Source organism: Ochrobactrum teleogrylli (genome assembly GCF_037482325.1).
GTDB lineage: Bacteria > Pseudomonadota > Alphaproteobacteria > Rhizobiales > Rhizobiaceae > Brucella > Brucella teleogrylli.
Genome location: NZ_JBBHKQ010000001.1, coordinates 2,071,920 through 2,091,063 on the forward strand (window position 1 = coordinate 2,071,920; position 19,144 = coordinate 2,091,063).

Here is a 19,144-nt window from a genome sequence, read left to right on the forward strand (position 1 = left end):
AAAGCCCGGTGTCGCGACCGGACTTTTTTTAAACCAGTTCCACGTCCACGACGCCCTGAATGGCTTTCATTGCGCTCGCAATCTGCGGGCTGACGCGATAACGGTGGGGTAGTTCGATTTCAACTTCGCGCTGCCCATTGTCCTTGATGACGATGAGACTGACCTGTCCGTCGCCGCGCGTGTTGAAATGCGGCGCGATATGGCGAATCGCTTCCGCCGAGCGCAGATAAAGCCGCAGCGCCTTCTGCATGCGGCAGGCCTCGTCTTCCAGCGATTGCACGGTCTGGATGCGCAAGCCGATACCTTCCGGGCGATCCTCCGCCTGCACCGTGATCACCACCGATTTGCCGCTTTCCAGAAGATCGCGATATTGCGCGAGCCCTTCCGAAAACAGCACGGCTTCAAACTGGCCGCTGGCATCCGACAACTGAACAATGCCCATCTTGTTGCCGGTGCGGGTCTTGCGCTCCTGACGCGCCGTCACCGTGCCCGCCAGACGCCCGGCATTGGCGCCGCGCTTCACCGCAGCCGAGAAATCAGCCCAGCTTTGCACGCGCATACGATCCAGAACCGCGCGATATTCATCGAGCGGATGCGCCGACAGATAGAAGCCGACCGCCTGAAACTCTCGATGCAGCATTTCCGACGGCAGCCAAGGTGCGGCCTGCGGCAGAATAAGCTGTTCCTTCGGCGCACCGGACAGGCCGAAAATATCGGACTGGCCGCTGGCGGCATTTTCCTGCGTGCGCTGGGCGAAGCCCATGATGCGGTCCATGCCTGCGCTCATTGCCGGGCGTTCGCGCTTGAAGCAATCCATCGCGCCCGCATTGATCAGGCTTTCCAGCACGCGACGATTAACGATCCTCGGATCAATCCGCTCGCAGAAATCCTCAAGGCTTTCAAACGGCTTCTGGGCGCGCACATCCACAATATGGTCGACAGCAGCTTCACCGACGCCCTTGATGGCAGCCAGTGAATAGAAAATCTGCTTCTCGCCCACTTCAAACGGACGGAACGAGGTCATGACCGAAGGCGGCACGACCTCGATCCCCAGACGATTCGCTTCGCGGCGGAAATCGTTGAGCTTGTCGGTGTTCGACATATCGTAGGTCATCGACGCGGCCAGAAATTCGACCGGGTAATGCGCCTTCATATAGGCTGTCTGATAGGAAACGATGGCATAGGCCGCCGCGTGTGACTTGTTGAAGCCGTAATCGGCAAACTTGGCAAGCAGATCAAAGATCATATTCGCCTGAGCCTTGTCGACGCCGCCATCAATAGCGCCCGAGACGAAACGGACGCGTTGCTTGTCCATTTCCTCGCGAATCTTCTTACCCATGGCGCGACGCAGAAGGTCAGCTTCGCCGAGCGAGTAGCCCGACAGCACCTGTGCGATCTGCATCACCTGTTCCTGATAAACGATAACGCCTTGCGTTTCCTTGATCAGGTGATCGATCTTCGGGTGAATGGAAGCGATTTCCTCTTCACCATTCTTGCGCGCATTATAGGTCGGGATGTTCTCCATCGGACCGGGACGATAGAGCGCGACGAGCGCAATAATGTCCTCGATCCGGTCAGGACGCATGCCGAGCAGCGCTTTACGCATGCCAGCACTTTCAACCTGAAACACTCCGACGGTTTCGCCGCGCGACAGCATTTCATAGGTCAGCTCATCGTCGAACGGCAGCCGGGTCAGATCGATGTCGATCCCCTTGCGCGCTACGAGCTTGACCGCCGTTTCCAGCACCGTCAGCGTCTTGAGCCCGAGAAAGTCGAACTTGACCAGTCCAGCTTGCTCCACCCACTTCATATTGAACTGGGTGACTGGCATATCGGAACGCGGGTCGCGATACATCGGCACCAGTTCCGACAGCGGACGGTCGCCGATCACGATACCGGCGGCGTGGGTCGAAGCGTGGCGATAGAGACCTTCCAGCTTGAGCGCCATATCGAGAAGCCGCCCAACGACCGGTTCCTTCTCGCGTTCCTCGGTGATCTTCGGCTCGGTTTCGATGGCCTGCGCCAGCGACACCGGATTGGCTGGATTTTGCGGCACCAGCTTGCAGAGCCGATCCACTTGCCCATAGGGCATTTCGAGAACGCGGCCGACGTCGCGCAACACGGCGCGCGCCTGAAGCGTACCGAAGGTTATGATCTGGGCGACCTGATCACGCCCGTATTTCTCCTGCACATAGCGGATCACCTCTTCGCGGCGATCCTGACAGAAGTCGATATCGAAGTCGGGCATCGATACGCGGTCCGGATTGAGGAAGCGTTCAAACAGCAGCGAGAAGCGCAGCGGATCGACGTCCGTAATCGTCAGGGCATAAGCGACGAGCGAACCCGCACCCGAACCACGGCCCGGCCCGACCGGAATGCCATGCGCCTTGGCCCATTTGATGAAGTCCGCAACGATCAGGAAGTAGCCGGGGAACTTCATGCGGGTGATGATGCCGATCTCATATTCGAGACGTTCGGCATATTGTTCCGGCGTATAGCCTTCGGCAAGGCCCACGCTTTCCAGCCGCATCTGCAAGCCCTCACGGGCCTGACGTGCAAGTTCTTCTGCTTCCGCAGCGACAGCGGCTTCAGGATCGTCGGATTCACCCGTGAAGCGTGGCAGAATTGGAGCGCGGGTTTGCGTGTACCAACTGCAACGCTCCGCTATCTCAATCGTGTTGTCCAGCGCCTCGGGCAAGTCGGCAAACAGCGCCGCCATTTCGGCGCGGCTTTTCAGATAATGATCCGGCGTCAGGCGGCGGCGATCATCATTGGAAAGGATCTGCCCCTCGGCGATGGCCAGCAGCGCATCATGGGCTTCGTAATCCTCCGCCTTGAGGAAGAACGCCTCATTGGTGGCCACCAGAGGCAATTCCATCTCATAGGCTAGCGCAACAGTCTTGGCTTCCAGAGCACGGTCATAGCCCGCATAACGCTGTAACTCGACATAAAGCCGATTGCCGAATGTCTCATGCAGGAACGCCAGACGCGATTGCGCCCGGTCTGGCCGGTCTGCCGCAAAAGAGCGACCGATTGGCCCGAGCGGCCCGCCTGACAGGACGATGACGTCCTTGGCCAGTGCTGGCAGCCAGCCTGCATCTATATGGACCGGATCGCCCGCAGGCGTATCCAGAAACGAGCGGCTGACCAGCCGCACGATATTCGCGTAGCCCTCTTCCGTCGAAGCAAGCAGGACGAGAGGAGCCAGATCAAGCGCGAGCCTGCGATTGATACTGCGCCCATTGTCGTTGTGGTCGCCGAAGGCAACATCGACCTGACAGCCGATGATCGGCTGCACACCATCCTTCGATGCCTTCTGCGCAAATTCGAGTGCACCAAACAGATTGTTGGTGTCCGTTATCGCGATGGCCGGCGCTTCGTCGGCAATCGCCTGTTTGATGACCTTGCCGAGCGGCAATGCGCCCTCGAGCAAGGAATAGGCCGAATGAACACGCAGATGCACAAAACGCGGCGTGGAAACGCTTCCACTGGCTGCATTGTCTGCTGCTGCATCATTCATTCTATTCACCCTGATCAAACCGAACCGTGCGGGTGGACATACACCCGTTTCATAGGACCGCCTACTGAAATGCTGCTGGTCGCCGGCGACTCTGTCGCCTGAGGCTTTCAGTTTCAGGGAATGTCCCGGCGATGTCCAGAGAGACAGCCGCCGGTATCGAAAGGGTACACAAGAGAACCCTCAAAAGCGCGTTACTTCGAGCCGGTTCATACGGCGAACTTCAGTGATCGCACTCCAAGCTTTGTTACGCATATCAGTGTCCAAAACAGGTTTTCCGCTTTGGATGATATGCTTCAGTCACTTCAGATCGCGCTGACCCAGATGGCGAAGGTTGCAATAAACAGGCTGACGGAGACGAATGACAAAACGTCGTGGACGAGATCGGTCATGTGGAAAACTCCTCTTTGTTCACGTATGTTTATTTTTTGTTCTATTTTTGTTCCAAAGTCAACACCCTGTTTGAGTCGCCAGTTACATTAGGGTTTACGAATAATAAACGCGCAACCGCAGGCGGTATCACGCGCCTGCGGTTTCAATGGCTTAACGATGGAGAAAGTTGGCCGTCTTACAGATCGACGACCTTGCCGTCCTGCAAGGTCACGCGCCGGTCCATGCGGCGGGCCAATTCGTGATTATGCGTGGCGATCAGCGCCGCCAGACCGGACTGGCGCACAAGCGCCTCCAGTGCCCCGAACACATAGGAGGACGTCGTCGGGTCGAGATTGCCGGTCGGCTCGTCGGCTAAAAGCACAAGCGGCGCATTGGCGACGGCGCGCGCAATAGCGACACGCTGCTGCTCACCACCGGAAAGCTCGGCGGGACGATGCGAAGCGCGCTTGCCGATCTTCATATATTCGAGCAATTGCTGTGCGCGTTCCGATGCGGCCTTCTTGGTCAGGCCACGGATCATCTGCGGCATCATCACATTTTCCAGCGCTGAAAACTCCGGCAGCAAATGGTGGAACTGATAGACGAAGCCGATATCGTTACGACGCACCGCCGTACGGTCGTCATCCGAGAGCGCGCTGCAGGAGCGACCGTCGAGAAAGACATCGCCATTGTCCGGGCGTTCCAGAAGCCCAGCCGTGTGCAAAAGCGTGGACTTACCGGCACCGGACGGGGCGACGAGCGCCACCATCTCGCCGCGACGCAGCGTGAAATCGGCGTCTTTGAGGATAACCAGTTCGCGGTCGACTTCCTTATAGGCGCGACTGACCTTCTCCAGCCGCAGAATAATTTCAGCCGCCATTATTCGTACCTCAATGCTTCGACCGGATCGAGCTTGGCAGCGCGCCAGGCTGGGAAAATGGTGGCGATAAAGGAAAGCACCAGTGCCATGACGATGACGGAAATCGTCTCGCCAGGGTCCATCTTTGCTGGCAGCTGGCTCAGGAAATAGAGCTCCGGATTGAACAGCGTCGTTCCCGAAAGCCACGAGAAGAACTCACGCAACCGTTCGACATTCAGGCACACCACCACGCCGAGCACCACACCGGCGACCGTGCCGGTCACGCCGATGGCTGCACCCGTCATCAGGAATATGCGCATCACCGCGCCGCGTGTCGCGCCCATGGTGCGCAGAATAGCGATATCATGCCCCTTGTCCTTCACCAGCATGATGAGACCGGAGATGATATTGAGCGCCGCGACCAGAACGATCAGCGTCAGGATCATGAACATGACATTGCGCTCGACTTCCAGCGCCGAGAAGAAAGTCTGGTTGCGCTGGCGCCAGTCAACAAGTGTCAGCTGGCGACCTGCCGCCTCTTCCACCGGCGCGCGCATCGCATCCACCTTGTCGGGATTTTCGACAAAGATTTCGAGCGACTGCACCTTGCCTTCCTGATTGAAGAAAAGCTGCGCCTCGGAAAGCGGCATCATCACGATGGAATTGTCATATTCCGACATGCCGATCTCGAAGATCGCGACAATCGGATAGGCTTTTACGCGCGGATTAACACCAAACGGGGTCACATCGCCATCGGGAGAAATCACCCGCAGCGTATCTCCGATGGAAAGCCCCAGATTTTCAGCCATGCGCGTGCCGATGGCGACACCGCCGCTCTGGTCGAAGCCTTGCAGTGTGCCCTGGCGGATATTGCCCGATACAAGCTTCAGCTTGTCGAGGTCTTCCTCGCGCAGACCACGGATCAGCGCTCCATTGCCCGCACCGATGGTGCCCTGCACGAGAGCCTGTCCTTCCACCACCGGAATAGCGAATTTGATGCCGGAAATGCCGTCGATACGCTTGATCAGGTCAGCATAATCATCCAGCGGACGATCAATCGGCTGCATGATCAGATGGCCATTGATGCCGAGAATGCGCGTCAAAAGCTCGGCGCGAAAGCCGTTCATCACCGCCATAACGATGATGAGGGTCGCCACGCCCAGCATGATGCCGGTGAAAGAAAACCCGGCAATAACCGATATGAATGTTTCACGGCGGCGCGCACGCAGATATCGCCACGCGATCATCCGTTCGAAGGCCGAAAAAGGGCCGGACTTCGGCGGCTTCACAGCTGCCTTGGCCTGCCCTTCGGACTTTGCTGCCGCCGCGCCGCTCATGCTTCAGCCGTCAGCATGTTGATGGCGGCTTCCACCGTCAGATTCTGGCGTTCGCCGGTCTTGCGGTCCTTGACTTCAACCTCACCAGCGGCAACGCCGCGCGGACCGACGATCACCTGGGTCGGCAGGCCGATCAGGTCCATGGTGGCGAATTTTGCACCGGGACGGTCATCCGTATCGTCCAGCAGCGGATCGATACCGGCATTGGTCAGTGCGTCGTAGAGCTTCTCGCTGACGCTATCGCAGCCTTCGTCGCCGGGCTTCATGTTCACGATGCCTGCGCCGAACGGTGCAATCGCCTTTGGCCAGATGATGCCCGCATCGTCGTGGAAGGCTTCGATAGCAGCCGCCACCAGACGCGACGGGCCGATCCCGTAGGAGCCCATAGACACCAGATGTTCCTTGCCGTCCGGGCCCTGCACTTTCGCGCCCATCGGTTCGGAATATTTTGTGCCGAAATGGAAGATGTGACCGACTTCAATGCCGCGCGCCGAAACCTGATCATCAGCCTTGACCTTGGCCCAATCGGCTTCGTCATGCATTTCGTCGGTTGCCGCGTAGGGCGTTGTCCAGCGATTGACGATATCGGTCAGCTGCGCATCGTTGCGGAAATCCGTATCCGCGCCTGGCACGGCCAGATCGAGATAGGCCTTGTCGCAATAGACCTGGCTTTCGCCGGTTTCAGCCAGAATTATGAATTCGTGAGACAGATCGCCGCCGATCGGGCCGGTGTCGGCGCGCATCGGGATCGCCTGCAGACCGACGCGCGCAAACGTGCGCAGGTAGGAGACGAACATGCGGTAATAGGCCATCTTCGCGCCCTCATAATCGAGGTCGAACGAATAGGCGTCCTTCATCAGAAACTCGCGTGAGCGCATCACGCCGAAACGCGGGCGGACTTCGTCGCGGAATTTCCACTGGATATGATAGAGGTTAAGCGGCAGATCCTTGTAGGAGCGCACATAGGAACGGAAAATATCCGTGACCATCTCTTCATTGGTCGGGCCGAAGAGCATTTCGCGCTCCTGACGGTCCTGAATGCGTAGCATTTCCTTGCCGTAAGCGTCGTAGCGCCCGCTTTCACGCCACAGATCGGCGGACTGGATGGTCGGCATCAGGATTTCGTTGGCGCCAGCGCGGTTCTGCTCTTCACGGATGATATCGCAGACCTTGTTCAGCACCTTCAGCCCAATCGGAAGCCAGGAATAGATGCCTGCCGACTGCTGGCGGATCATGCCCGAACGCAGCATAAGCCTATGAGAGACGATTTCCGCCTCTTTAGGATTTTCCTTCAGAATGGGCAAAAAATACCGCGACAAACGCATCGTAACCACCGATCCAGAGAGAATGCCTGCTTGCTTCAAGAATCAGGCAAAAATTAAGCATATTTGAAGGTTTCTTATCGGGTTATGCTTGCGTTGAAAACCCGCCTGAAAAAGCTTTGCGCGGAGCGGTTTTCACCATCCACAGGCGCGACAGGCAGGTAAAACGCCCAAAGCCACAAAACACCGCCTCCGAATTCACATTCAATTTCAATATATTACAGATATATCATTAGCTTTTAGGAAAATTCACGAAAGAATTATGACGCAGAAGAAGATTTTTCGTGACAAAAGCTGTGCAGTTCGCTATTTTTTTCATCATAAGAGCAACAACGGAATAAAACCGTTGTTTTCACGCGGTCAAAGTCTTGGGAGGATGGATCCAGGCGCGAGCTACGCAGCCGCCAGTAACATGGAAACGGATCGAACGCGTATTTTATTAGCAAGGCGAAAGCCTTGCTTTTTTTTTGCATTTGCATTGATCGCGACCCTCGCCGTCAGCTTCCCGAAAAGCCGCGCAATAACCCATTGAATTTGTGTGATTTATAGACCTGCTTTTGCAGGCGACTATTTGCAATATGTTGCCAAAGTAAAACTAGTTTTATTCTTCGGCGCATATCGCGACCAGAGCGAACGAGGACCGAAGCGTGAAATTCCTTTAGTCCCTTATAATTCAGCACCTTACGATAAGATCATAAGTTTTTGATTCAGAGCGTATTTCCCAGCAGTCTGTTTTGCGCATAAAAGAAAGACTGCCTAAAAATGAGGCAGCCTTGGATTTCTCATTCTGTTTTCGTAAATGCGATTACGTCAAATCCGGGAAAAAATGCGGAATGTCGTCCAGACCAAAACCGCTGATCTGCGTCACATAATAATAGACAGCGAAGATAAGCGTGGCGACAAAAGTGGTACGCAGAAAGGCGCGACCGATGCGCGGTGTTGCCGGAGCGCTGGCCACCGTGCCAAGCGTAACATTATTTTCCTCAGCCTGTGTGCGCAGGCCGACCGGCAGCAGCGCAAAAAGCGACGTCCACCAGATAATGAAATAGATCGCAATGCCGGACATGATGGACATGATTACACTTCCTCCAGCTCAATCAGCGTGCCGTTGAAGTCTTTCGGGTGCAGAAACAGGACCGGCTTGCCATGGGCGCCGGTCTTCGGCTCTCCATCGCCGAGAATACGTGCGCCTTCCGCCTTGAGCTTATCCCGCGCTGCGATAATGTCCTCCACCTCATAGCAGAGATGGTGCACACCACCGGACGGGTTCTTTTCGAGGAAGGCTGCAATGGGTGATCCCTCACCCAAAGGCTCCAGCAGCTCGATTTTCGTGTTGCCGACGTCGATGAAAACCACGGTCACACCGTGTTCCGGCAAGGCCTGCGGTGCGCCGACATTTGCAGCCAGTTTGCCACGATAAAGCGCGGACGCAGCCTCGATATCCGGAACGGCAATCGCGACATGGTTCAAACGTTCGAGCATCAGCACCTCCCTTGCTGCATATTTATAGCGTGACGGTCAGCGTATCCTATTCACGAATACGGTCACCACAGGCTTTTTGCCCCACGTCTGATTTGCCGCAGCGCGCACCGCGCGGCGCGCGGATTCACGCACCAGCTCGACATCCTTGCGGCGGACGCGGGGAATGCTATCGACGGCCTCGACGACCGCATCGAGCAGGATGTCTTCCATCAACTCGCCCTGACCGTCTTCTTCCGGCAGACCAAATGTCACCAGATCGGGTTCGTCGAGAAGCTTGTGGTCGCGGTCCAGCAGGATGGAAACGGCGACATGGCCGACATAAGCGAGCTTGCGGCGCTCGACCATGCCGATCTCTTCCTCGTCACCGATCAGCTTGCCGTCCTTGTAGATACGGCCAATCGGCGCTTCGTCGATAATTTCGGCCTTGCCGGGGGCAAGACGCAGCACGTCGCCATTGCGGATCTGGGCGACCTGCCCGATCCCTTCCATCGCGCCAAGCGAGCCCTGCGCCACCAGATGCGCAGCTTCGCCATGCACCGGAACGAGAATTTGCGGGCGAACCCAGGAATACATACGCTTTAATTCGCTGCGACGCGGATGGCCGGAGACGTGCACCAATGCATCATCGTCGCCGATGATCTTGATGCCCCGGTCGATCAGGCAGTTCTTGATGTCGAGAATGGCTTTTTCGTTGCCCGGAATGGCGCGCGACGAATAAATGACCGTATCGCCCGGCGACAGGGCCAGACTGCGCATTTCATCGCGGGCCAGCTTGGCAAGTGCTGCACGCGGCTCGCCCTGACTGCCGGTCAGGATCATCACCACGTTTTCACGCGGAATATAGCCGTAATCCTCTTCGCTCAGATATTCCGGCAGGCCTTCCATATAGCCAAGCTCGGTCGCGACAGAAATCGCGCGCTTCATCGAGCGACCGACGACCAGAACCTGACGGCCCGCATCGCGCGCCGCCTCCGTGATGGAGCGTATGCGGCCCACATTGGAAGAAAAGGTGGTGATCGCCACGCGTCCACGCGCATTCTCGATCAGCTCGCGCAGGCTTTCACCGACCTGACGTTCCGACGGGGATTCACCCTCGCGCATGGCATTGGTGGAATCGCAGATCAGCGCCAAAACACCGGCATCGCCAATGGCGCGGAAGCGCGCTTCATCGATGACCGGGCCGAGCGAAGGTTCCGGGTCCATCTTCCAATCGCCGGTGTGAACGACAGTGCCAAGCGGCGTCGTGATCGCCAGCGACACAGGTTCCGGGATCGAGTGCGTGACAGCGACCGCTTCAACCTTAAACGGGCCAACTTCGAACTTTTCACCAGCCTTGTAGACCGTGACCGGAATTTCCGGCGCGCTGATCTCGGACTGGCGCTTGGCTTCCAGCAGACCGGCGGTGAACGGCGTCGCATAGACTGGAACCTTCAGGCGCGGCCACAGATCGAGCAGCGCACCAAAATGGTCTTCATGCGCGTGGGTGATGATGATACCGCGCACATTGTTCTTTTCCGCTTCAAGATAGCGAATATCCGGCAGGATAAGGTCGGCACCCGGCTGTTCCGGCCCGGCAAAGCTCACGCCCATGTCGACGACCAGCCATTCGCGATTATCCGCAGGTCCAAAGCCGTACATAGCGAGATTCATGCCGATTTCGCCCACGCCGCCGAGCGGCAGAAAGACGAGTTCCGGGTTATTGGATCGGGCCATGAAATTTCCTCTGTAATTATACCCTGCTTATAAAGTGGAACCGGATCAGTTTGCACTTCGGGAAGACATGCTTTCGCCGCATCCACTGAACCTAAATGGCTTTAGTTGCAACCCCGGCAAGATAAAAGAAAGCTGTTATTTACGCAGTGTTGCTGCCGTTCCGAAATAAACATCGCCCGCTGTGACCGTAATGCGCGCGCCGTCATTGTCGCGGATCACGAAACGGCAGGCTTCATCGATGGTCTCGAACCGGCCTTCGATGACCTTGCCTTCAACCTGCATCGTGACATTTCCACCAAGACCATGCGCCCGCTCCAGCCAGCGTTTGCGGATCGTATCCAGCCCGCGTCCCTCGTCCCAGACACGATAATTGACCGACCACGCATCGGAAAGAGCGGCAAACAATGTCTCGGCATCGCACTTGCTGCCAAGCGCCTGCAGCGACGTGGCGGCGTATGGCAGATCGTCGGGAAAGGCCACGATGTTGGTGCCGATGCCGATGGCAATCGCAAAGCTATCCTTGGCGAGAATTGATGATTCCAGCAGAATGCCCGACAGTTTCGCACCATCCAGCAGCACATCATTCGGCCATTTCAGGCCGATCTTCGGCGGCACGGCTGGTCCGGTTGCTGCAAAAGCCGCTTCCAGCGCATCGGCCAGCGACAGGCCCGCAACGAAACCGAGCGTTGCCGCCGTTTTCAATTCGTAGGATTCGATCAGGAGAAGTGTGGAGGCCAGATTACCTTCCGAAGTAGACCAGGCGCGACCGCGTCTTCCGCGTCCACTTTCCTGCCTCTTCGAGACAAGCCAGAGCTTGCCCGGATCACCGCCAGCTGCTCGTTCCAGAGCCACCGCGTTTGTGGAGCCTACCGTCTCGAAAACCTCGAGACGGTAGCCAGCATTTTCGGCGACAGGCGAAAGCGCAAAATGCATTCGATCACCTGTCACAGTTTACTTAGAAGAACGTCTTTGCTGCGGCTTCGGCAAATCCGCCGATTGGACCAGCGAGGAAGACGTAGAAGAGCACGAAAGCGCCCGTAACGCCGAGAACGAGGCGCAGCTCGCCCGCGACCGGCACGAAACCACCAACCGGCTCATCGAACCACATGATCTTGATCATGCGCAGATAGTAGAACGCACCCACGACCGAAGCCACGATACCGATGATCGCCAGCGGGTAAAGACCAGCCTGCACAGCAGCAAGGAAGGTGTACCACTTGCCGAAGAAGCCGGCGAGCGGCGGGATCCCGGCGAGCGAGAACAGGAAGATCGTCATGATCGTTGCCAGCACCGGATTGGTGCGCGACAGACCGGCCAGATCGCCGATGTTCTCAACATTGCCGTCTTTGGTGCGCATGGCGAGAATGAAGGCAAAGGTGCCGAGCGTCATGGCAAGATAGATCGCCATGTAGATGGCCACGCCCTTCACACCGATGGCCGTACCAGCAGCCAGACCCACAAGGGCATAGCCCATGTGGCTGATCGACGAATAAGCCATCAGACGCTTGATATTGCGCTGGCCGATAGCGGCGAAGGCACCCAGAACCATCGAAGCGATTGCGATGAAGATCACAACCTGCTGCCAGTCATGGGTGACCGGAGCGAAGGCTTCGGAGACGACGCGGATGATGAGCGCCATGGCGGCCATCTTCGGAGCGGCGGCAAAGAAGGCCGTTACCGGGGTCGGCGCACCTTCATAGACGTCCGGCGTCCACATGTGGAACGGAACGGCGGAAATCTTGAATGCCAGACCGGCCAGAATGAAGACCAGACCGAACACCAGACCAAGCTCACGCTGGCCGCCCGAAACAGCCTGGGCGATTTCGGCGAAACCGATATGGCCGGTATAGCCGTAAACAAGCGAGATACCGTAAAGCAGCATGCCCGAGGACAGCGAGCCGAGAACGAAATACTTCAGACCGGCTTCTGTGGAGCGAACGCTGTCGCGGTTGAACGCAGCCAGCACGTAAAGCGCCAGCGACTGCAGTTCGAGACCGAGATAAAGCGACAGCATGTTGGAGGCCGACACCATCAACAGCATGCCGAGCGTCGAAATGACGATCAGGACCGGGAACTCGAACTTGTCGAACTTTTCCGCCTTGGCGAAACCGACCGACATGACGAGCGTGACGATGGAGCCGATCAGCGTCAGCACCTTCATGAAGCGGCCAAAACCGTCATTGACGATGGCGCCGCCGAAAGCGGAACCATTCGCCGGGAATAGAACAACCAGTGCCAGCGCTGCAATCAGCACTGCGACGGACAGTCCGTTGACGAGCGTGGTTGCACGCTCGCCAGAGAACACGCCGATCATAAGCAGTGCCAAGGCGCCTACAGCCAGGAGAACCTCCGGCGCTGCAAGGGTCAGATGAGCTATCAGATCAGTCTGCATGACCTTACGCCTTTATTTTCTTACTGTGCCAGCATTGCATTGGCGGCTCCGCCAATTGCAGCGTCGTAATGTTGAACCAGAGCGGTCACAGCACTTGCAGTCGCATTGAAGACCGGTGCCGGATACACGCCGAAGAAGATGGTGAGTACCACGAGCGGATAGAGAATGATCTTCTCACGCGGGCTGAGATCGAGGAGCGCCTTGAGGCTTTCCTTGTCGAGCGCACCGAAGATCACCTTGCGGTAAAGCCACAGCGCATAGGCCGCCGAGAGAATGACGCCCGTGGTTGCGAACAGCGCCACCCAGGTATTGACCCGGAACACACCGAACAGCGTCAGGAATTCACCGATGAAGCCCGAAGTACCCGGCAGGCCGACATTCGCCATCGTGAAGATGAGGAAGGCCACCGCATATTTCGGCATGTTGTTCACCAGACCGCCGAACGCCGCGATCTCACGGGTATGCATACGGTCATAGATCACGCCGACGCAAAGGAAGAGAGCACCCGACACGATACCGTGCGACAGCATCTGAAAGATTGCGCCCTGAATGCCCTGCTCATTGGCCGCGAAGATACCCATGGTCACATAGGCCATGTGTGCGACGGACGAGTAAGCAATCAGTTTCTTGATGTCTTCCTGAACCAGAGCCACCAGAGACGTGTAGATGATGGCGATCACCGACAGCGTGAAGACAAGGGGCGCGAAATCAGCAGAAGCCAGCGGGAACATCGGCAACGAGAAGCGCAGGAAGCCGTAGCCACCGAGCTTCAGAAGGATACCGGCCAGAATGACCGAGCCTGCTGTCGGCGCTTCAACGTGGGCATCGGGAAGCCAGGTGTGGACCGGCCACATCGGCATCTTGACCGCAAACGACGCGAAGAAGGCGAGCCATAGCCATGTTTGCATGCCAGCCGGGAAGCTGAACTTCTGCAGTTCGACGATGTTCATCGTGCCAGCCTGCCAATACATGGCCATGATGGCGATGAGCATCAGCACCGAGCCGAGCAACGTGTAGAGGAAGAACTTCAAGCTTGCATAAACGCGACGCTTGCCGCCCCACACGCCGATGATGATGAACATCGGGATAAGGCTTGCTTCGAAGAACACGTAGAACAGGAAGAGGTCGAGCGCGCAGAACACGCCGATCATGAGCGTTTCCAGAATGAGGAACGCGATCATATATTCCTTGACGCGCTTTTCGACAGACACCCAGCTTGCAAGAATGCAGAACGGCATCAGGAAAGCGGACAGCACCACGAACAGGACGGAGATACCGTCCACGCCCATATGGTAGCTGATACCGCCGCCCATCCAGTCGACCTGCTCGACCATCTGGAAGCCAGCGTTCGAATTATCGAACCCGGCCCAGACGACGAGCGACAGGATAAAGACGAACACCGTTGTCAGCAAAGCGACGTTGCGGATGTTGCGACGCGAAGCCTCGCTGTCGTCCTTGATCAGAAGGATCAGTAACGCGCCGACGAGCGGCAGAAACGTGACCGTTGAGAGAATTGGCCAGTCGGTCATCAGAAAGAGCTCCCGAGCATCATCCAGGTGACGAGCGCGGCGACGCCGATCAGCATCGCGAATGCGTAATGATAAAGATATCCGGACTGCATCTTGACGACGCGGTTGGTGACATCAAGCACACGGGCCGAGATACCATCCGGACCGAAGCCGTCAATGAGCCAGCCGTCGCCACCCTTCCAGAAGACACGACCGAGCCACTTGGCCGGACGAACGAAGAGGAAGTCGTAGAGTTCGTCGAAATACCACTTGTTCAGCAGGAACTGGTACAGACCGCGATGGCGTTCTGCCAGTGCCTTCGGCATTTCCGGCGACCGGATGTAGAAGATCCATGCAACGATGAAGCCGATGATCATAGCCGTGAAAGGCGACAGCTTAACCCAGGTCGGAACATGATGGTACTCATCGAGGATCTCGTTGGTCGGCAGCGTGAACAGAGCGCCCTTCCAGAATTCGGCATAGTCATGACCGAAGAAGAATTCCTTGAACACCACACCGGCAAGGATTGCGCCGACAGCAAGAACGAACAACGGCACCAGCATCACGGGCGGCGATTCATGGACGTGATGCATGACTTCCGCCGAAGCGCGCGGCTTGCCGAAGAAGGTCATGAAAATCAGACGCCAGGAATAGAAGCTCGTGAACAGAGCCGAGACGACGAGCAGCGTGAAGGCGTAGCCAGCAGCCGGGCTGTGCGAAGCGAACGTCGATTCAATGATCGCATCCTTCGAGAAAAAGCCTGCCGTACCGATAATCGTGCCCGGAATGCCAAGACCCGTAATAGCAACCGTACCGATGAGCATCATCCAGTAGGTAACCGGGATCAGCTTGCGTAAGCCCCCCATGCGACGCATGTCCTGCTCTTCCGACACGGAATGGATGACCGAACCGGCGCAAAGGAACAGGAGAGCCTTGAAGAAGGCGTGCGTGAACAGGTGGAACACCGCAGCGCCGTAAGCGCCGACGCCGAGAGCCACGAACATATAGCCCAGCTGCGAACAGGTCGAATAAGCGATAACGCGCTTGATATCGTTCTGCACCAGGGCAACCGTTGCCGCAAAGAATGCGGTGGTGGCGCCGATGATGGTGACGACCAGAAGAGCTGTATGCGACAGTTCGAAGATCGGCGACATGCGCGCGACCATGAACACCCCCGCGGTCACCATGGTTGCGGCGTGAATGAGAGCCGAAACAGGTGTCGGGCCTTCCATAGCGTCCGGAAGCCAGGTGTGCAGCAGGAACTGCGCCGACTTACCCATCGCGCCCATGAACAGAAGCAGGCAAACAACGGTCAGTGCCGTTTCCTTGTGCAGTTCATAGCCGAGGAAGTTCAGCACGACCTGACCTGCATCCGCAGCGCCTTCTGCCGGCAGATAATTGGCGGCAGCAGCGAAGATCGTGTTGTAATCAACCGACTGGAACAGAGCGAACAGGCCGAAGATGCCAAGCAGGAAGCCGAAGTCACCAACGCGGTTGACGACGAAGGCCTTCATGGCGGCGGCATTGGCCGAAGGCTTCTTGAACCAGAAACCGATCAGAAGATAGGACGCCAGACCCACGCCTTCCCAGCCGAAGAACATCTGAACCAGATTGTCCGACGTAACCAGCATGAGCATCGCGAAGGTGAACAGCGACAGATAGGCGAAGAAGCGCGGACGATGCGGATCGTGGTGCATATATCCAATCGAATAGATATGCACGAGAGCCGAAACCGAGTTCACGACAACGAGCATGACGCCGGTCAGCGTATCGACACGCAGCGCCCAATCGAAGGACAGCGAACCGGACGTGACCCAATGCAGCACCGGAATGCGCACAGTTTCACCGTCGCCCATTGGAATCTGGAAGAACACGATCCACGAGCAGATCGCGACGATAACCATAAGGCCGGAAGTGATGTATTCACTCGCTTTTGCGCCGATCTTATTGCCGAACAAGCCAGCAATAAGAAAGCCGATAAGCGGAAGGAAGACGATCGCGTAGTAGAGCATTTGCCCGTCAACCTTTCATAACATTGACGTCTTCCACCGCGATGGAACCGCGATTACGGAAGAAAACAACGAGAATTGCCAGACCGATGGCCGCTTCAGCAGCCGCAACAGTCAGAACGAAAAGGGCGAAGACCTGCCCGACCATGTCGCCGAGCTGGCTGGAGAACGCCACGAAGTTGAGATTGACCGAAAGCAGGATCAATTCGATCGACATCAGGATAACGATGACGTTCTTGCGGTTCAAAAAGATGCCGAAGACGCCAAGCGTGAACAGGATGGCCGAAACGGTCAGATAATGAGCGATACCGATTTCCATATGCTTATCCTTAGATGCCTTTGCCCGTTTCGACCTTCTTGATCTCAATCGCCGTTTCGGGCGTGCGAGCAACCTGGGCCGAGATGGACTGGCGCTTGACATTCGGCTTGTGCCGCAGCGTCAGAACGATGGCGCCGATCATCGCGACCAGAAGGACGAGACCAGCAACCTGGAAGTAGAAGACGAAGTCGGTGTAGAGAATGTCGCCCAGAGCAGCGGTATTGGACCGCTCGGCGATATTCGGGATCGGCACAGCGCCCTGCCCCAGCTTCGGTGCAAACATGTTGCTCGCGAAGACGAAGATCAGTTCGCCCAGCAGGATCAACCCGACCAGAGCGCCGACCGGCGCATATTGCAGCGCACCGCGCTTCAGTTCCGAGAAATCCACATCCAACATCATGACGACGAAGAGGAAGAGAACCGCCACAGCGCCGACGTAAACGACGAGCAGGATCATGGCGAGGAACTCGGCCCCGGTCAGCAGGAACAGAGCTGCCGCATTGAAGAATGTGAGGATCAGAAACAGCACCGAATGCACGGGGTTGCGTGCCGCAATCACCATGAACGCGCTTGCGATCATGATGAAAGCGAACAGATAGAAAAACGCTGCCGCAATACCTGTCAGCATGGGGATCCCCCAACACCTTTCCGTGAGCAAAGCCCTATTGCTTTGCCCGCTTTATTCATAAACTCTTGTCCGAGCATCGGACTGACCGAAAATTCGATCTGACACTCGAACTGATCAGGAACCCGATCAGCGATAAGGCGCATCCATCGCGATATTGCGCGCGATTTCGCGTTCCCAACGGTCACCGTTGGCGAGGAGCTTGTCCTTGTCGTAGTAAAGCTCTTCGCGCGTCTCGGTCGCGAACTCGAAGTTCGGGCCTTCGACGATGGCATCCACCGGACATGCTTCCTGGCAGAAGCCGCAATAAATGCACTTCACCATGTCGATGTCGTAACGCACCGTACGGCGGGTGCCGTCGTTGCGACGCGGACCGGCCTCAATGGTGATGGCCTGTGCCGGGCAGATTGCTTCGCAAAGCTTGCAGGCGATGCAGCGTTCTTCACCGTTGGGATAACGGCGCAGCGCATGTTCGCCGCGGAAGCGCGGTGAAACCGGACCCTTTTCATGCGGGTAGTTCAACGTCGCCTTCGGCGCGAAGAACTGACGCATGGAAAGAAAGAACGCGCCGACGAATTCCTTGAGAAGGAGCGATTTGGCTGCTTGAGCGATTGAAGCCATTGTTATTACTCCTTACGCCAGACCGAAGACTTTGAGGAAGGTCGCGGTGGCGACAACCATGAAGAGCGAGATCGGCAGGAAAACCTTCCAACCCAGACGCATCAGTTGGTCATAGCGGTAACGCGGTACGAAAGCCTTCACCATGGCGAACATGAAGAAGCAGAGGCAGAGCTTGAGCATGAACCAGATGATGCCCGGAACCCAGTTGAGGAACCAAACGTCAACCGGAGGCAGCCAGCCGCCGAGGAAGAGCGTGGTCATCAGGGCGCACATCAGCGTGATCGCCACGTACTCGCCGAGGAAGAACAGAAGGAACGGCGTGGACGAGTATTCGATCATATGACCGGCCACGAGTTCGGATTCAGCTTCGACGAGATCGAAAGGCGGACGGTTCGTTTCAGCAAGCGCCGAAATGAAGAAGATCACGAACATCGGGAACAGACAGAGCCAGTTCCAGTCGAGGAACGATGCAGGCAGGCCGAGCATGGTGCCGAGGCCGGTGTTCTGCGACAGCACGATATCGGTCAGGTTGAGCGAGCCGACAGTCAAGAGAACGGTGACAATCACAAAGCCGATGGAAACTTCGTAGGAAACCATCTGCGCCGCCGAACGAAGCGCGCCGAGGAACGGGTACTTCGAGTTGGAGGCCCAGCCGCCCATGATCACGCCGTAAACTTCAAGCGAAGAAATGGCGAATATATAGAGAATGCCGACATTGATGTTGGCGATAGCCCAGCCTTCATTGACCGGGATAACGGCCCAGGTTGCCATTGCGAGAACGGCAGAGACGAAGGGCGCAAGGAGGAAGACACCCTTGTTTGCGCCCGACGGAATGATCGGTTCCTTGAAGACGAACTTCAACAAGTCGGCGAAAGCCTGGAACAAACCCCAGGGGCCGACAACGTTAGGGCCGCGACGAAGCTGCACCGCTGCCCAGATCTTGCGATCCGCATAAAGCAGGTAAGCGACGACGATCAGCAATACGACGAGCAGAACGACCGACTTCAGCGCCATGATCAGCGCGGGTAAGACGTAAGCTGCAAAAATTCCTTCCATTGTTCCGTCTCT

The 19,144-nt window shown here is 57.1% G+C and carries 16 protein-coding genes; 1 reads left to right on the top strand and 15 read right to left on the bottom strand.

Annotated features, from left to right (window positions below; translation table 11 throughout):
- Window positions 1–28 precede the first annotated feature (28 nt).
- The 4 genes from dnaE to proS all read right to left on the bottom strand — a co-directional run bounded on the left by dnaE (window position 29) and on the right by proS (window position 7,410).
- Window positions 29–3,520, bottom strand: coding sequence for a DNA polymerase III subunit alpha (gene dnaE / locus WIX40_RS09700; protein WP_121535851.1), 3,492 nt, complete (start codon window positions 3,518–3,520; stop codon window positions 29–31).
- A 565-nt stretch (window positions 3,521–4,085) separates the two neighbouring features.
- Complete coding sequence (locus WIX40_RS09705) at window positions 4,086–4,769, bottom strand: ABC transporter ATP-binding protein (protein ID WP_109368810.1); 684 nt, start codon at window positions 4,767–4,769, stop codon at window positions 4,086–4,088.
- Window positions 4,769–6,085, bottom strand: coding sequence for a lipoprotein-releasing ABC transporter permease subunit (locus WIX40_RS09710; protein ID WP_121535848.1), 1,317 nt, complete (start codon window positions 6,083–6,085; stop codon window positions 4,769–4,771). The genes WIX40_RS09705 and WIX40_RS09710 overlap by 1 nt, the downstream gene beginning before the upstream one ends.
- Window positions 6,082–7,410: a proline--tRNA ligase gene (gene proS, locus WIX40_RS09715; RefSeq protein ID WP_121535845.1), complete on the bottom strand. Its 1,329-nt coding sequence runs from the start codon at window positions 7,408–7,410 to the stop codon at window positions 6,082–6,084. The genes WIX40_RS09710 and proS overlap by 4 nt, the downstream gene beginning before the upstream one ends.
- 259 nt (window positions 7,411–7,669) lie before the next feature.
- Between proS and WIX40_RS09720 the strand changes: the two genes are divergently transcribed.
- Window positions 7,670–7,939 (top strand): hypothetical protein, encoded by a 270-nt coding sequence (locus WIX40_RS09720; RefSeq protein WP_167836025.1) that lies wholly within the window; start codon window positions 7,670–7,672, stop codon window positions 7,937–7,939.
- 273 nt (window positions 7,940–8,212) lie between these two features.
- Here the strand turns inward: WIX40_RS09720 and WIX40_RS09725 are convergent, their stop codons facing one another.
- The 11 genes from WIX40_RS09725 to nuoH form a co-directional block, all read right to left on the bottom strand.
- Window positions 8,213–8,482 (bottom strand): DUF1467 family protein, encoded by a 270-nt coding sequence (locus WIX40_RS09725; protein ID WP_121535842.1) that lies wholly within the window; start codon window positions 8,480–8,482, stop codon window positions 8,213–8,215.
- A gap of 2 nt (window positions 8,483–8,484) precedes the next feature.
- Entirely contained in the window at window positions 8,485–8,889 is a 405-nt protein-coding gene (mce, locus tag WIX40_RS09730; protein ID WP_121535839.1) for a methylmalonyl-CoA epimerase, read from the bottom strand.
- A gap of 36 nt (window positions 8,890–8,925) precedes the next feature.
- Window positions 8,926–10,602, bottom strand: coding sequence for a ribonuclease J (locus WIX40_RS09735; protein WP_121535835.1), 1,677 nt, complete (start codon window positions 10,600–10,602; stop codon window positions 8,926–8,928).
- A gap of 135 nt (window positions 10,603–10,737) precedes the next feature.
- On the bottom strand, window positions 10,738–11,535 hold the full coding sequence (locus tag WIX40_RS09740) for a biotin--[acetyl-CoA-carboxylase] ligase (protein ID WP_121535832.1): 798 nt from the start codon (window positions 11,533–11,535) through the stop codon (window positions 10,738–10,740).
- 22 nt (window positions 11,536–11,557) lie between these two features.
- Window positions 11,558–12,994, bottom strand: a complete 1,437-nt coding sequence (nuoN, locus tag WIX40_RS09745; protein ID WP_109368803.1) for an NADH-quinone oxidoreductase subunit NuoN — start codon at window positions 12,992–12,994, stop codon at window positions 11,558–11,560.
- Window positions 12,995–13,014: 20 nt separating this feature from the next.
- Window positions 13,015–14,523, bottom strand: coding sequence for an NADH-quinone oxidoreductase subunit M (locus WIX40_RS09750; RefSeq protein WP_109368802.1), 1,509 nt, complete (start codon window positions 14,521–14,523; stop codon window positions 13,015–13,017).
- Complete coding sequence (nuoL, locus tag WIX40_RS09755) at window positions 14,523–16,514, bottom strand: NADH-quinone oxidoreductase subunit L (RefSeq protein ID WP_109368801.1); 1,992 nt, start codon at window positions 16,512–16,514, stop codon at window positions 14,523–14,525. The genes WIX40_RS09750 and nuoL overlap by 1 nt, the downstream gene beginning before the upstream one ends.
- Window positions 16,515–16,521: 7 nt before the next feature.
- Window positions 16,522–16,830 (bottom strand): NADH-quinone oxidoreductase subunit NuoK, encoded by a 309-nt coding sequence (gene nuoK, locus WIX40_RS09760; protein WP_006466598.1) that lies wholly within the window; start codon window positions 16,828–16,830, stop codon window positions 16,522–16,524.
- Window positions 16,831–16,840: 10 nt separating this feature from the next.
- Window positions 16,841–17,458, bottom strand: coding sequence for an NADH-quinone oxidoreductase subunit J (locus WIX40_RS09765; protein ID WP_109368800.1), 618 nt, complete (start codon window positions 17,456–17,458; stop codon window positions 16,841–16,843).
- Window positions 17,459–17,584: 126 nt separating this feature from the next.
- Window positions 17,585–18,076, bottom strand: coding sequence for an NADH-quinone oxidoreductase subunit NuoI (gene nuoI, locus WIX40_RS09770; RefSeq protein WP_078338429.1), 492 nt, complete (start codon window positions 18,074–18,076; stop codon window positions 17,585–17,587).
- 12 nt (window positions 18,077–18,088) lie between these two features.
- The gene (nuoH, locus tag WIX40_RS09775) at window positions 18,089–19,132 is read right to left on the bottom strand and encodes an NADH-quinone oxidoreductase subunit NuoH (RefSeq protein ID WP_109368799.1); all 1,044 of its coding nucleotides are present in this window, start codon (window positions 19,130–19,132) and stop codon (window positions 18,089–18,091) included.
- Between the last annotated feature and the right edge of the window lie 12 nt (window positions 19,133–19,144).